Source organism: Herbaspirillum sp. GCM10030257, assembly GCF_042666555.1.
In the GTDB taxonomy this organism is placed as follows: Bacteria; Pseudomonadota; Gammaproteobacteria; order Burkholderiales; family Burkholderiaceae_D; genus Noviherbaspirillum.
Window position 1 is genome coordinate 43,481 of sequence record NZ_JBHTDH010000001.1, and the last position, 15,679, is coordinate 59,159.

General features: G+C 53.5%; 10 protein-coding genes. 1 reads left to right on the forward strand and 9 read right to left on the reverse strand.

The window, feature by feature from the left end:
- Nucleotides 1-5: 5 nt before the first annotated feature.
- From arsB to ACFQUU_RS00215, 7 genes are all read right to left on the reverse strand, one after another.
- Complete coding sequence (arsB, locus tag ACFQUU_RS00185) at nucleotides 6-1,076, reverse strand: ACR3 family arsenite efflux transporter (protein WP_382240886.1); 1,071 nt, start codon at nucleotides 1,074-1,076, stop codon at nucleotides 6-8.
- A 56-nt stretch (nucleotides 1,077-1,132) separates the two neighbouring features.
- Nucleotides 1,133-1,642: an arsenate reductase ArsC gene (locus ACFQUU_RS00190; protein ID WP_382240889.1), complete on the reverse strand. Its 510-nt coding sequence runs from the start codon at nucleotides 1,640-1,642 to the stop codon at nucleotides 1,133-1,135.
- Between the two features lie 8 nt (nucleotides 1,643-1,650).
- Nucleotides 1,651-2,076 (reverse strand): arsenic resistance N-acetyltransferase ArsN2, encoded by a 426-nt coding sequence (arsN2, locus tag ACFQUU_RS00195; protein ID WP_382240892.1) that lies wholly within the window; start codon nucleotides 2,074-2,076, stop codon nucleotides 1,651-1,653.
- A gap of 24 nt (nucleotides 2,077-2,100) precedes the next feature.
- On the reverse strand, nucleotides 2,101-2,625 hold the full coding sequence (locus ACFQUU_RS00200) for an ArsI/CadI family heavy metal resistance metalloenzyme (RefSeq protein WP_382240895.1): 525 nt from the start codon (nucleotides 2,623-2,625) through the stop codon (nucleotides 2,101-2,103).
- Complete coding sequence (locus ACFQUU_RS00205; RefSeq protein ID WP_382240898.1) at nucleotides 2,622-2,960, reverse strand: ArsR/SmtB family transcription factor; 339 nt, start codon at nucleotides 2,958-2,960, stop codon at nucleotides 2,622-2,624. Before ACFQUU_RS00205 ends, ACFQUU_RS00200 begins: the two co-directional genes overlap by 4 nt.
- 545 nt (nucleotides 2,961-3,505) lie before the next feature.
- Nucleotides 3,506-5,764: a PhoX family protein gene (locus tag ACFQUU_RS00210; RefSeq protein ID WP_382240901.1), complete on the reverse strand. Its 2,259-nt coding sequence runs from the start codon at nucleotides 5,762-5,764 to the stop codon at nucleotides 3,506-3,508.
- 421 nt (nucleotides 5,765-6,185) lie between these two features.
- On the reverse strand, nucleotides 6,186-8,297 hold the full coding sequence (locus ACFQUU_RS00215) for a putative bifunctional diguanylate cyclase/phosphodiesterase (RefSeq protein WP_382240904.1): 2,112 nt from the start codon (nucleotides 8,295-8,297) through the stop codon (nucleotides 6,186-6,188).
- Between the two features lie 361 nt (nucleotides 8,298-8,658).
- On the opposite strand from ACFQUU_RS00215, the gene ACFQUU_RS00220 reads away from it, so the two are divergent.
- The gene (locus tag ACFQUU_RS00220) at nucleotides 8,659-10,884 is read left to right on the forward strand and encodes an ATP-binding protein (RefSeq protein ID WP_382240907.1); all 2,226 of its coding nucleotides are present in this window, start codon (nucleotides 8,659-8,661) and stop codon (nucleotides 10,882-10,884) included.
- A gap of 691 nt (nucleotides 10,885-11,575) precedes the next feature.
- Here the strand turns inward: ACFQUU_RS00220 and ACFQUU_RS00225 are convergent.
- Both ACFQUU_RS00225 and ACFQUU_RS00230 read right to left on the reverse strand, forming a co-directional pair.
- On the reverse strand, nucleotides 11,576-13,561 hold the full coding sequence (locus tag ACFQUU_RS00225) for an ATP-binding protein (RefSeq protein WP_382240910.1): 1,986 nt from the start codon (nucleotides 13,559-13,561) through the stop codon (nucleotides 11,576-11,578).
- Between the two features lie 135 nt (nucleotides 13,562-13,696).
- Entirely contained in the window at nucleotides 13,697-15,610 is a 1,914-nt protein-coding gene (locus ACFQUU_RS00230; RefSeq protein WP_382240913.1) for a PAS domain S-box protein, read from the reverse strand.
- Nucleotides 15,611-15,679 lie beyond the last annotated feature (69 nt).

Below are 15,679 nucleotides of genomic sequence, written 5' to 3' on the forward strand. Positions count from 1 at the left end.
AGTGCTTATGCCTTTGCTTCGTACCAACGCTGGGAACGATTAACGACACCGACCACCAGCAGCATCACGGGGACCTCGATCAGTACCCCAACGACGGTTGCCAGCGCGGCGCCGGACTGGAAACCGAACAAGCTGATCGCGGTTGCCACGGCAAGTTCGAAGAAATTGGAAGCGCCGATGAGGCTCGACGGACCGGCGACGCAATGTGCTACGCCCAATTTCCGGTTCAGCAGGTAAGCAAGACCGGAATTGAAGAACACCTGAATCAGAATGGGGACTGCCAGAATAGCGATCACCAAAGGCTGATCGGTGATGGCCTCTCCCTGGAATGCAAACAGGAGTACCAAGGTCAGCAGCAGCGCCGAAATCGAGAACGGGCCGAGTTTTCCGACTGCACGCTCCAAGTGGCCCGGTCCTTTCGCCACCAAGGTTTTACGGATCAGCTGAGCAAGAATAACCGGGACGATGATGTACAGGCCGACGGACGTAATCAGCGTATCCCAAGGCACGGTAATGGACGACAGGCCTAGCAGCAGTGCCACCAGGGGAGCAAAGGCCACAATCATAATGGCGTCGTTGAGCGCAACCTGGGATAGCGTGAAGTATGGATCGCCCTTGCAGAGCTGGCTCCAGACGAACACCATCGCCGTGCAAGGGGCGGCGGCCAGCAAAATAAGTCCGGCAATGTAGCTGTCCAACTGATCGGCCGGCAACCATGCTGCGAAGACATGGCGGATGAACAGCCATCCGAGCAACGCCATCGAAAATGGCTTCACCAGCCAGTTGATGGCCAGCGTGACGCCGATGCCACGCCAGTGCCCCTTCACCTGCGAAAGCGCGGCAAAATCGATCTTGATGAGCATCGGAATAATCATCACCCAGATGAGAACCCCGACCGGAATATTGACTTGTGCGACTTCGAGTTGTGCGATGCCTTGGAAGACCGAGGGAAATGCTTTCCCCAGGAAGATACCGACAACAATGCAAAGGGCTACCCAGATAGTGAGATAGCGTTCGAAGAAACCAATTGCCGGGGCAGCGCCGCCGGCGACAGCAGTAGTATGAGTTGTTGTCATTATGGTGAAGACGATGAAAGTGCCGCGTCTTCCTGGAGGCGCGGTGGTCGAGCGAACTAGGCAGGCATCACGGGCGTATCGCCAATCTTCTTGATTTCCTGCTGAATGGCGTGCTTTTCGAGCATGTTCAGAGGCAGGCTCACGAACGCGTTCATCCTGGCCATGATTTGCTTGAAGATTTTTTCGAAGGCTTCCCGCTTATCGTCATCCGACCCTTCAACGGCAGCCGGATCCTCAAAACCCCAGTGGGCAGTGGCCGGGTGGCCCGGCCAGATCGGGCAGGCTTCCCCTGCGGCGTTGTCGCAGACGGTAATGATGAAATCCATATGCGGCGCCCCTGGCGCGGCGAACTCGTCCCAGCTCTTGCTGCGCAGGTTGTCGACAGGATAGCCGGTCTTTTTCACCTGCTCGATAGCGAATGGGTTCACCTTGCCTCCTGGCTTGCTGCCAGCACTAAATCCCTGAAAGCGGCCGTGCCCCATGGTGGTCACCAGTGCTTCGGCCATGATGGAGCGTGCGGAGTTGCCCGTACAGAGGAACAGCACGTTGAAGGTCTTGCCGGTCATGATTTTCCTTAAGATTTTTTGATAAGGTGCCGTCGCATGCAGGTGGCCTGCGACGGACATAAACTTGAAAATTCGGTTGTTTCCAGAAGCGTAGACGGTGCCGTCGCGCGATCAATGACTTCATACCCGCGGCGCATGAAGAAGTTGGCAGCGGTTGTTGTAAGTAGGTAAAGGGTTCCAACACCTGTTCTCCTGGCATGGTCCTCTATGGCGTCGGCAAGTTGAGTACCTAGCCCCGTGAACCGGTTTTCCGGTCGCACGGCGAGGGAGCGCAAGAGCGCGTTTTCATCGTAGCGCTCCAACCCAACTATTCCGAGCAGTGAATGCCCATCTGCCGCGACCAGGAAGTTGGTGGCATGCGCTGCTGTCAGGTCTTGGTATGGCAGGCCGGCCTCTCCAAGTAAAGCGAGGATTGCCGGCAAGTCGTGAGCCATGGCTGGCCGAAGCGGAGTCATGGCTTAGCAGCAGGCGCCAGTCGTGCTTTTCTGCGCAGTTGGTACGCAGCACGGTCCGTCCTTGGATAGCTTGATACGCGGCTTGGCAAGCGGTACGCAGCACGCCTCGGAACCCGCCGCACCGGTCTCCTCCGGCGCAGCTGTCTTATTGGGCTCACCGAAAACCGGAATGGTGTCGAGCGTATAGAAGGTTTCCCAAGCAATGCCAGAGGGGTCGTTGAGCCAATATTTGTCGGACTTCGCGTAGCAGCAGGCTACGCCTTCTTCCTTCTCCACACCGGGTTGCAGAGCCCCGAGGCGGCATTGCATTTCACTCAGTTCCGCGGTCGATTCGACTTGAATACCGAGATGATTCAGCCCGGCTTCCGCGCCGCGCTGTGATATGGCGAAGTTCACCCGAGGGTCGTCAAGCATCCATTTCGCGTAGTCTGTCTTTACGACAGTCGGTTCAGACGCGAACATGCCGGAGTAAAACTTGATGCTGTCGGCAAGGTTGTCAACGGAGACGTGTACGTGCAGGCGTTTCATGAGCAAGCTCCTTCTTCGGAACAGTTGGAAACACGGACGGGCGAACAGACATTCCCGCCGCAGCAATTTTCAGTCAAAAACCCGAGCACGCTATTCATGGCATCGAAGTTGGCGGCGTATATCAGTGAGCGGCCCTCCCGGGTCTGCGAAATCAGGCCGGCGTGCAGCAACTCCTTAAGGTGGAACGAGAGTAAGGACGGAGCGATACCAATCCCATCGGCAATTTGCGTCGCAGCCATGCCTTTCGGACCGGCTTGCACGAGCAGCCTAAATACGGCGAGGCGGGTTTCCTGGGCAAGCGCCGCAAGGGCTGCAACAACGTTCTTAACATCCATTTCAACTATCCTTGAATTATTTAATTCAAGGATAGTTGAATGATCGTAGTTAAGCAAGTGTTTTTGGGGAGTGCCCCGGCTCTGGTCTTCCTAGCTGTAATACCAATCCCAACCTATAACGTGACAAATGAGATCGATGGATTTTTTTGACTGGCAAGGCGTAGGAGGAGTCAATAGCGGGCTATTGACGATGAGTACAACGCAGGCAGGCGGCTCGGCGCCCCCCGGAAAAAGACGCGATGTCATGGTGCGTTATCGGTTGGGATTGGTATAAGTACAGCAGCTGAGGCTGCCACGAGGAAATTTCCCGGAAGGGCATTGCAGAAATGACGCAACCAGGAGGGACGGGTGTGCCGGCATAGATTATGGATTACCAGCGATCTTGGCCAAGGAAGGCATCCGACGCCGATGCCTTATACCGCTCGAATGCTTGGAGCAGACGCCCTGTGACTCTGACTGCAGAATCGGGGCTACACTTCGAATGCCAACCTGGGCCGGAAGGTTTTCAGCCCAACCCAGGCGTTGTCTGCCAAGCGTGCCTGGGATTATGTTCCGATACGTCCGCCGTCATTCTTGGTGATGACGATAGTCGCCGAACGCGGCCGCTTACCCGCACCATAACCGGCATTCGAAGGCCACTGGCTCGTGTACTTCGACGGATCACCGATATTGGCCATGGCGGTAGTCTCACCCGGATGCTGGATATTGACGAACAATGCTTTGCCGTCAGGCGTCTCGGCCAGGCCTGTGATCTCGCAAGCCACCGGGCCGACGAGGAAGCGTTTCACCGTGTCGGCATTAGCTGCTCTACCGACATATGTATCAACGGTCAGATTGGTTCCGTTAGCGCGGGGATAAGTCAGTGTCACTTTCTTGCCGTCGCCAACTTGACCAGGAATTGCCGCCACCATCATGCAGTTCGTCACATCGGTGTACGCGCCGTCATCGGTCTGGAACCAACAAATGCCTGTCGCTTGGCTGAAAGCGATGCCATCCGGGCTGGAAAAATCCTGGTCTTCGGTCAGGCCAGACAGATTCACTGTACCGGCTGCGGCTTTTGCCTCGGCGCCGAACAGATAAACGTCCCATTGGAAAGCCGTTGCTGCGGAGCCCGACGTGCCTTCTTTGATCCTCAGGATGTGGCCGTTGGGATTGCCCTGCTGCGCGGTGCTGCCTTTCATGTCTGTATAGACGCGTGGATTGGCGGCATCCGGGGCGGACTGGCTGGAACCAGACGGCTCTACACGGCGGTTGCTGTTATTGGTCAGCGCAAAATAGATCTCGCCATTTGCCGGGTTGACGGAACACCATTCAGGACGGTCCATCTTGGTAGCACCCACAGCATCTGCTGCAAGACGCGCGTTCACAACAACATCAGCCTGGTCTGCGAACTTGTAGGTTGCATATCCGCTGATGGCAGCATTGGAGATCGACAGTTCGACCCACTGTCCTGTGCCATCGGCATTGAATTTCGCAACGTACAACTTGCCATTGTCGAGGTACTTGTCGCCCACGCTGATGCGGTCTGCGGGGGAGGCATCTGCTGCCGACCATACCGCAGTCGAGACAAATTTGTAGATATACTCGTTACGCGAGTCGTCACCCATATAGACAGCCAAGGGTTGGCCTGCGACAGGCTTACCAAACGCAGCGCTTTCATGCGCATAACGACCCAGCGCCGTACGTTTCTTTGCCAACGTGGTCTTGTCATACGGGTCCATCTCGACAATGTAGCCCATGCCATTCAGTTCATTACGGTAGTCGTCGCTACCATCAGTAGAGGTACCGGTCTTGCTGATATTCCAGCGTGCATATTTGTCGTCTGTACCGCCGGATTCCCAGCCGTGGCGCGAGGCATCGCCCTGATTGCGGCCATAGCGCCTTAGTGACGCGACGCTCTTGTCATTTCCGCGGGCCGCATCATCTGTGCTGTTTCGCGTGAAATAGCCTGCCCAGTTCTCTTCGCCAGTCAGGAAGGTATTCCAGGGCGTTTTACCCGTGCCGCAGTTGTTCAGGGTGCCGCGTGTCCTTGTGCCGTTCGGAGAATACTTGGTCACCATTAACGCGTTGCCCCGGGCCGGGCCACTGATCTCGATATCGGTCAGGGGCGTTACGCGGCGGTTGAATACGGAGTCCTTTGCATATTCCCATTTGGTGCCGTTCTTGCGGACTTCGACGACAGCCAGACCGTGGAGAGCAACTTCCTTGTCAACTTCGACAGCCGGACGCGGCAACGTTGCGGTGCCGCCGTTAGCGTGCAGGAAGAATGACGACAGTTTTTCGTCAATGGTGGCTTCGTGATTGATTGCCAGCAAGCCTCGCTCATTTGCCGATACTGAAGCCTTGCCGTCAGCGGACAGACCGAAGTATTCCATGCCGTCATGTTGATCGCCGGAGCGGTTCTCAAAATCGGTGTCGGTGCCGTCATTCCTGAATGCCGGTGTAGTGGCTGTCAGCGGATCACCCATAGCGTACAGCACGGTCACGGTATAACCGGCGGGAACGATGACGGCGTCAGCGAGGCTCTTCGAAACTGCCTGGAAGCCCAGCAACTTTTCTGTTGGAGCAGGTGTTGTTGGCGTTACCGGGGCTGTAGCAACAGAATCACCACTTGAACCACCGCATGCAGTGAGACCGATGCTACTCAGGAGGGCGCCGGCAGCGGATGCAGCACCGCCACGCAGAAGAGACCTGCGGCTTAACCGCGCATTCAATACCGAGCTGAAGTGCTCGTTCGACGAATTATTTGAATCGATATCGTCATGATCAACGGGGATACGTGCGAGGTCGTTTGGCATATTCATTGGCTAAGATCCTATTGTCAGTGAGAAAAGACCGCTGCATCATAGTTGCAATAGATGACAACACCGTGACGCACGTATTTCAATATGATGAAATCGTGCGCTGCGCGAGCGAGCGATTGCATCTGGATAATCTCAACTGTTTCAATAAGCCAATGTCATCAACATGAAGCATTCAGTAAGTAACATTCCGAATAGCTAGTAGTCCTTCAGCTTCTGAGGAACTGAACTTACAGCCTGCATTCTATGCAGGCTGTAACTGGTTCTTTTGCACGATTTCAATGCGGGCACGTATCGCTGTGACTGGCCCGACGACATCAAGCGGACTTTCTGGATTACTCATCAATGAGTAACGAGGGGTAGGATTACGTGCATGCGTTTTATGAAAATCGCTGAGTAGAATACCGTTGAACAATGGATATCTTCAGGTTGTAGTAAGCGGAATCAGCGTCGTTTTCACATCGTTCGCAGCTTGATTCATCAACCTAACGAGGTCGGCTCCTTCCATTGGCCGCCCAAGTAAATAACCCTGTGTCTGATCGCAATTGAGAGCTTTTAGCATTGCAAGTTGTGCCTCGGTTTCTACGCCTTCGGCTACTACTTCCATATTGAGCGAGTGCGCCAGCCGAATAATTGCTGCAACAATGGAATAGCCTTTGTCGTTCACCGTGAGATTACTAATGAAGCTGCGATCTACCTTCATTTGCTGCACTCCGAACTGCTGGAGGTAACTTAAACTAGAGTAGCCAGTCCCGAAATCATCAATTGCAAGCTTAAATCCAGCTTCCTGCAACCTTTCGATGGCGCGCATCGTTGCTTCGGCATCTTGCATGGCGACCGTTTCGGTAATCTCGAACATCAACGTGGATGGACTGACGCCATATTTTGTGGTGATAGCAAGAATGTTCTCGACAATTTGTGGTGAACGTAACTGAATCTGCGACAAATTGATTGCTATTTTGAACGTGTGCAGGCCGGCGTTCTTCCAGGACTGTAACTGTCGGCATACTTCTTCGATTACCCACTGACCGAGCAAAATGATCTGGCCAGACCGCTCAGCAATGGGAATAAACTCGGCCGGTGAAATCAACCCCAGCTGTGCATGCTCCCATCTAAGTAGCGCTTCGGCGCCAAGTATTTGATCATTGCCACAATCGAATTTTGGCTGGTAATGAACAAAGAAATCGCCACGTTGTATCGCTCCTGGCAGGCTACGCTGGATCTCGATGGCGCGCTTCATCGCCACGTTCATTGACGTCTCGAAAAAACGATAATTATTTCGACCATTCGCCTTCACTTCGTACATTGCAGCGTCAGCGTGGCTGATGAGATCATCAACAGTTACGCCGTCATCCGGGTATAGTGCAATGCCAATGCTTGGTGAAATACGTAAGCTAGCTTGATCCGGAATGAAATCCGCGGTGAAGCACTCAAAAAGCTTTTCGGCAATGTGTGCAGCCATACCGACGTCAGGGATATTTCCGACCATGACGACGAACTCATCGCCACCCAGGCGAGCGACGATATCTTCCTTGCGTACCGCCTTCTTGATTCGTGCCGCCAATTCCTTCAGGACCGCATCACCTGCCGTATGTCCAAGTGAGTCATTGATCGCCTTGAAACCATCCAGATCGACGAAATAAACGGCAAACTGCTTGTTTGCGCGTTCAGCGCTATCGATCGCATGCTGCATTCGTTCAAACAACAGGGAACGGTTGGGTAGACCGGTCAGGGCATCGTGCATTGCCTGATACTGCAATTTTTCATTTACGCTTTTAAGCGACTGTACATATGCATTGCTCTTTACCTGCAGTCGTGCATCCAACACGGACAAAACAAGCGTGATGATCAAAATCCCAAATGTTGCACCAGCCACCGTGACAGCTAACCAGTTTGTACTGATTCCGGAGGCAGCCATACAGATAGAGCCTTCAGGAAAGCTGGCTGCCGCCATGCCTGTGTAGTGCATGCCAACGATCGCGCAGCCCATGACCAAGGCCGCGCCTAAGCGCCAACAAAATACTTTTTGGATTTTTTCACTCCGCAAAGTCGATGCAATCCATAGTGCAGCGGTTGCCGCCACAATTGCCACGATGACCGACATTGCAAAAACAGCCGGCTTGTACTGAATGGCAGGGTGCATCTGCAAGGCAGCCATGCCTGTGTAGTGCATACTGGCGATGCCAATGCCCATCAAGATACCGCTGAAACCAAGTCGTACCGTTGACAGGTTTTCTTGTGTGACTAGATGAAGGGCGAAGTAGGAAATAATGACGGCGATCAGCAGTGAGGCAGCCGTGATGGCCAAGTCGTAACCAAGCGGAATCGGCAAGGAAAACGACAGCATGCCTACAAAGTGCATGCACCAGATGCCTAAACCCATTGACAAGGCTCCCCCGGTCAACCAGTAGGGTCGACTTGCCTTATTACCTAGGGATGAGATCCTGCCAGCCAAGTCCAGCGTGGTATAAGATGCCAGGGTTGCAATGCAAAGTGCGGCAACAATAAGAGGAACGTTATACGTGTGTTGAAGCATGGAAGACACCGAACGGCCATTTCAAATGTTTCTTGATGGCAACAAGATACAATACAAGCTTATCTTTTCCTAGCAGACTTACAATTTGCCTATGCTTTAAAGCTGCCGCTAAGCACTCGCGCATGGCCATCGCAAAGGTCCGGTAGCGAGGTCGTTCCACGCTACTCAAAGCCGCGCCACGTCGATGAACGGTCAGATGCTCTGCGCCACATTGAGCCGGCTACTGAATGTTCGCCGCCCCCGCACTGATGAAGTAAAGCAACTAATGGGGAGGTCATCTAAGCCTGGCTTACAATAGGGGAATCGTGGCAGGTCTGCGGTACTGCACCGCTATAGCGGCCTTTATAGAATCCAAGGACACATGTTGCCATCAACTACACAAGATTCGGTTCTTGACGATTTACCCCAAGTAACACACTTTGCTCGCTTCTATGATGAAGATGCGCAGCTAATCAACGAAGTCGCCGATTTTCTTGACGGTGCACTTCGCAAGGGTGGTGTAGCTATCGTTATTGCAACCCCTGACCATATCGCTGGCTTGCGCCAGCATCTGACGGGGTTTGGCTCAGTGCAAGGGCAGCCGGGCTGGTTTTCCGGAGAATTGATTACGCTTGACGCCGAAGTTGTACTTGCCCAGTTTATGGTCGACGATTGGCCGGACGAGGCGCGATTCCACGACACCGTAGGAAAGATCGTACGTGAAGCCTGCGCTAAAGGAGAGACCGTTAACGCCTTCGGCGAAATGGTCGCCCTACTCTGCGCCGAAGGTTTATATGATGCCGCCATAAGGCTTGAGCAACTGTGGAACGGCCTTCGTGACGACTATTCGTTCTCTCTGTTCTGTGCCTATCCGTGGCGTTTATTCCCAACCATTGAACTGGCAGAGTCTTTTCAGCAGGTGTGTGCTGAGCATGACCACGTTTGTTCAGTCGGCGGCCATCTGCACACGTCGGTTGAGCTACATGACATCCATCTCAAGACAACACAGCTGGAACAAAAGGCGCGAGCATTACAGGTCGAAGTCGATCGTCTGAAAGAATCGGAGCAGACACTCAAGCATCGTGAGAAAGAATTCGCCGATTTTGTCGAGAACGCGGCCGAGGGCTTGCATCGCGTTGGGCCGGACGGAACGATCCTCTGGGCAAACAAGGCAGAACTAGCGATGCTCGGTTATAGCTGGGAAGAATACATTGGTCATCACATTGCTCAGTTTCACGCAGATCAACCAACTATTGAAACCGTTCTTAACAAGTTGTTGGCTGGTGAAACATTGCTTGACCAGCCGGCGCGGCTACGGTGCAAAGACGGCTCGATTAAACACGTAGTCATCAGTTCGAACGGGTGTTTTAAAGGTGGTCAGCTACGCTACACCAGGTGCTTCACCCGCGACGCGACCGAGCGCCAGCAGCTGGAACAGATGTACAACGAACGCGAGGCATTGCTTGCAGAACTCACCAGAGCTAATCGGGCCAAGGACGAATTTCTGGCAATGTTGGCACATGAACTGCGCAATCCACTCGCACCGATTAGTGCAGCCGCACAATTGCTGGAGTTGGCAGCTTCCGACCCGGTCAAGGTGAAACAGGCCGCTGGAATCATTAGCAGGCAGGCCGGATATTTGACCGCCCTTATTGACGACCTACTCGATGTGGCACGCGTGACAAGAGGCCTCATTGTAATCGACAAGAATCCTGTCGATTTCCGTCAAGTGCTCTCTGACGCTATTGAGCAGATGACTCCACACATCAGCGCACGGCAACATAATCTATCGCTACACCTGCCGCCTGAGCCCGCCAATGTGGTTGGGGACCGTAAGCGACTGGTGCAAATTGTGACCAACTTATTGGCTAACGCGGCAAAATACACTCCGGAGGGCGGCAATATCACTGCACGGCTGCAGGTATCGTCAGGCCAAGTGGTACTGAAGATTTCGGACAACGGAATAGGCATGGCGCCGGACTTGCTGGCTAAAGCTTTCGATTTATTTTCCCAAGGTGAAAGAACATCGGATCGTTCGCAAGGAGGCTTGGGCCTGGGTCTTGCACTGGTCAAGACACTGGTTGAGTTGCATAGCGGATCAGCGCATGCCGATAGTGCAGGTATAGGCCAGGGTAGTACCTTCACTATCAGGATACCAGTAGTTACCAACGCATCGAATGAAGTAAAGGCTCCATCTGTCTCCGGCGAACAAACCATCAAAGCAACTCAGGGGTTGAGATTGATGATAGTGGACGACAATGTCGATGCAGCAGACACGTTGTCGCTGTTACTCAAGGCAATGGGTCACGAAGTTTTTACCGAATATACTGCTGCTAAGGGAATCGATCGAATTCGTGAAATAAAACCGGAAGTGGCGCTGCTCGATATCGGCCTGCCCGATATCGACGGAAAAGACCTTGCACGAAGACTGCGAACGATGCCGGAAGGGGCAAAAACGGTTCTTATTGCAGTGACCGGCTATGGGCAAGAGCACGACAAGAAAGAGTCAAGCGCTGCAGGATTCGACTACCACTTCGTGAAGCCGGTCAATATCGAAGAATTGTCGATGTTATTAGCCTCGCTATCCGTACGGAAGGTCGGAGTTTAATCTAGCCCTTGATATCTAGCCTTTGATCGTGGCAAGGAAGCAAGCATGTTACATGAAAATTTGCTGACCTTCGCAAAGCGTTAGACCATTATGGTCCGAAAGCTATTTAAGAGATTGTCTCTTCCGCACTACCTAACGGACACAACAATTTAATCAAAGCGTTCTGTTCGGCGATCTAACTAGCGCGGCTGTCCTACAGCTGGGGGAGCGGCTTGAGGTAACGTATTTTAATCAACGTCTGGCATCCGGCATGAGCCACCAACATCGACCGGCTGCTCATGGGCGATTGACGGCATGTCCGTGTTTTTCTATTGCGGCTGGAACGGGCAAGCAAGCGGTCATTGCGAGTACGACGCAGAGACACTCCAGGCGCTGGGCGTGCCGTTTGGTTGCAGGTCAGGGGCGGTTCGCATGGGAACGCCTAACGGAACCATCGTTGGATCGACGATGCAGTAATTAGCACGGCCGTTTAGATCGTCAAAGTCAGCATCTAACATTGATGATGTATGAACCTAACTATGACAATGGATAATAGAACGGCCGATGCCTCATTGTCCGAACAATCTATTCACACACATTTGGCTCTACGGATACCGCATCGGGGTCGATTGGACGACGCCCTGATCGGTAGAAGCCGAGGTGTACTGAAGGTGATCAAGCCGGGTCACCCAAAGCTTAATCTGTTAACAGGCTAACTGATGAGAGCAGCAAGCTTTGCGGTAAAGGAATTCATCGAAAAGGGTTTAGTCAGCAAGTGCATACCTTCTGGCAGTGCCTCGTTCTTCATGACTGCTTCTTCTGCATAGCCCGTAATGAGGAGAACTGGGAGCTCAGGCCAGTGCGTGCGAACCAGGTCGGCAAGCTGGCGCCCGTTCAAGCCATTCGGCAATCCGATATCGGTGACGAGCACGTCCAGCGTGGAAGTTGCCTCCAGAATTTTCAGCGCCTCGCGCGCATCGCCTGCTTCCAGCACTGCATAGCCCTGTAGCTGCAGCAAGTCGACTAACACCGACCTGATTTGCGGTTCGTCATCCACAATCATGGCTGTCTTATTACCCTGCAATGTCGCGGAAGACGCACATGGCGTTGCGGCAGTGTCGATGGTATTCGACAGCGAAATCTGGCGAGGAAGCCGCATACGCGCTATTGTTCCCCGACCTGGTTGTGAATGGATGGAGGCATGCCCGCCGGACTGCTTTGCAAAGCCGTACACCATTGATAAGCCCAGGCCGGTTCCTTGTCCAAGCGGCTTCGTCGTGAAAAATGGATCGAAGGCCCTGGTTGCTACATCCGCAGTCATCCCGGTTCCGGTATCGCTCACTGTAACGGTAACGTACTCGCCTGGTTTGAGATCCCCATAGATTGCCGCATGCGCCTCGCCGACGGTTATGTTCTCGGTTTCTATTGTCAAGGTTCCACCGTTTGGCATCGCATCTCTTGCGTTGATTGCCAGATTTAACAGCGCACTTTCGAGTTGGTTCGGATCACAAAGCGTCATCCATAGCGATCCCTCCAATCGTGTCTCAACTTTAATCGTCGGGCCGGCAGTTCGATAAATCAGATCGGCCATGGAAGCGACCAGTTCATTCGCATTAATCAGCTTTGGATCAAGTGCTTGTCGTCGCGAGAATGCAAGCAGGCGATGTGTGAGTGCCGCAGCGCGCTCGGTAACGCCCAGGGCGGCTTCAATTCGCTGTTGAAGGCCATCGGTCAGTTGACCGACTGCTTCCATCTTTTGCGATTGACGCAATGCTTCTTCGGCGTACTGAAGTGCATCGGTTTGTTTTTTCTCCGCAGTGATGTCCCGGGCAACACCATACAGCAGTTCGCCTTCGGGAACGATGGTCCACGATACCCAGCGATGCGAGCCGTCCTTATGCATGACACGGGTTTCATAGCGAACAAGCGGTGCGCCTGCGGCGAGTACCCGCATGTTTTCAGTGACATCCTCTTTGTCATCAGGATAGACAAGATCCATAAAAGGGACAGAGGTTGCCTCTTCCTGGCTCCAGCCAAAGGTTTCCGTGAATGCCGGGTTGACGGTGGTGAACTTGCCTGTAGCAAGGGACGCCGCAGTCATCACGTCATGAGAAATCTTCCAGATACGATCCCGATCAGCAGCGTGCGAGGCGGCCTCGTGCTGTAAGCGTGCGTTGAGGTGACGCAGTGCCTCTTCTTTTTCGAGCAACTTGGCAATGGCATTGACCTTGTCGGTCGTCTCGAAGACCGTGCAGAGAATCCCCCCGACCGCCCCGGTTTCGTCGCGCACGGGGCTATAGGAGAAACTGAAATAGGTTTGCTCCGGATAACCGAATCGCTCAACGACGATCGGCAAGTCTTCAAAATAACTTGCCTCGCCTGCATAAGCTTTTTCGGCGATTGGTCCAACGGTATCCCACGCTTCTGACCAGACCTCACGGAAAGATCGACCGAGCGCCTGCTTGGTGCCGAGCAAGGGAGTATAGGCATCGTTATGGAAACTGATGAAATCAGGTCCCCAGCACAGGAACGAAGGGAACTTGGAATTGAGCACCATACTGATAGCCGTACGCAGCGAAACCGGCCACTGATCAATTGGTCCGAGCCCAGAGAGGGACCAGTTTTGCGCAGCGATGCGCACTCCCATTTCACCACCACCTGTGAGAAATGTCTGAGGTACCGTGACAGCGATATCCATTTCTTTCCTATATTGCAATGCGAGCGCGATGTGCCAATCGCTTCGGCTGCATCATAGCTGATCGAAATGATGTTGGCTTAATCCAAAAATGCGCAATTTCAAGTAATGCATGCCTCCGTGCAATATGGAAATCGACTATGGCAATCGTAATCTCCTGGCCAGGTCGGCCAGTTTATAAGGCTTGTTTATAAAAGCGAATTCATCGACTCCGTTATGCTGTGCCTTCAACGCGGGCAGCGGATAACCCGAGGCCAACAGAATCTTCATGTCTGGTCGAAGCCGACGTGCTCTTTTAGCCAACTCAATGCCACTCATGCTTGGCATCATGACATCTGAAAACAACACCGAAATGTCCTTGGTCCGCTCCAGTACTTCAAGCGCGGCAGGTCCATTATTGGCGGTAAAGACTTCATAGCCGATACTACGAAACAGTGCCGCTGCCATTTCCATCACGTCCGGTTCATCATCGACCACCAGCACTTTCTCGCTACCGTCTTCAGACGGAGCAGCGTCACTGCTACGTTCATCAAGTGCAGGTAAATACAGGTTGATTGTCGTGCCGTGACCAACGGTTGACTCGACTTCCACGCCTCCTTCGGATTGCTTCATGAAACCATATACCTGGCTCAGGCCTAACCCGGTACCCTTGCCAACTTCCTTGGTAGTAAAGAAAGGCTCAAATGCCCTTGAGATGACTTCAGGCGACATGCCAAAACCAGTATCAGATACCGACACCTTGACATACTGACCCGCAGCGAGACCTGAAACCTGTTGATCGGATAACGCCACGTTGGATGTGGAAATCGAGATTTGTCCACCATGTGGCATGGCATCACGTGCATTCACTACCAGGTTCAGCAATGCGGTCTCGAAACGCGGCGCATCGACCATCACGGTATTCAAGCCATTTGCAAGAATCAGGTTGAAGGAGATAGTCGAATTGCCTGCGCGGCGCAGTACCGCTTCAAATCCGTTGATGACGCTATTCAGATTGTACTTTTCCGGGCGCAGCGGCTGCTGTCGGGCGAAAGAAAGCAATTGCTGGGTAAGCGTTGCGCCACGGTCGACGGCGCGTTTCATGCTCTCAACAATTTTCAGCTCAGCAGGCTCCTCCGTTTTCAACGGTAGCACTTCCAGCCCACTGCTAATCACAGAGAGCAGATTGTTGAAGTCATGTGCGATGCCACCGGTCAGCTGGCCGATGGCTTCCATTTTTTGGGATTGAAAAAGCGCGGTGTTCGCACGCTCCAGTGCTTCGGCAGCATTCTTTTTTTCCGTGATGTCGCGGGTAATCTTGGCAAAGCCGGCCAGTGACCCGTCATCGTTGTAAATCGCGTCAAGAATTACATGCGCCCAGAACCTGGTCCCGTCTTTGCGCATGCGCCAGCCTTCGCGTTCGAAGCGGCCTTCCCTCGCGGCTGTGGCCAAGGCAGCAGCGGGCAATCCTGCAGCCTGGTCCTCCGGTGTATGGAAGCGGGAAAAAGACGTCCCGATGACTTCGTCGGCGCTATAGCCCTTGATACGCTCAGCCCCTGCATTCCAGTTAGTGACCTCGCCGGTTGGCGATAACATGTAAATCGCATAATCGGTCACACCCTGCACCAGCATGCGAAACCGTTGTTCACTCTCACGCAATGCTTCCTGAGCCTGGCGACGTTCGGTGATGTCGCGCGTGACTTTTGCAAACCCGATATGCTGACCGCTGGTATCGTAAATGGGATCGATGACTACACTAGTCCAGAACTGTGTACCGTCTTTACGAACCCGCCACCCCTCCGCCTCGAACTTGCCTTCTCTTAAGGCAGTCGCAAGTGCTTTGGCCGGCAGGCCGGTTTGTTGGTCTTCAGGGGTGTAGAAGCGAGAAAAGTGTTGGCCAATAATCTCATCGGCGGTGTACCCCTTAAAACGTTGCGCTCCGGCATTCCAGCTTGTCACAATGCCGTCTGTGTTCAGCATGTAAATTGCGTAATCACTAATTCCGGAAACAAGCAGTTGAAACCGGTTCTCGGTCGGCGGGTTCTGGGACGACGAGGCGGACATGTCATTCATAGTAGGCTTATTCCTGTAAACTGCCGGACATGCGCGGCTAAGGCGTAATGTTACACTTCTACCGCCCGG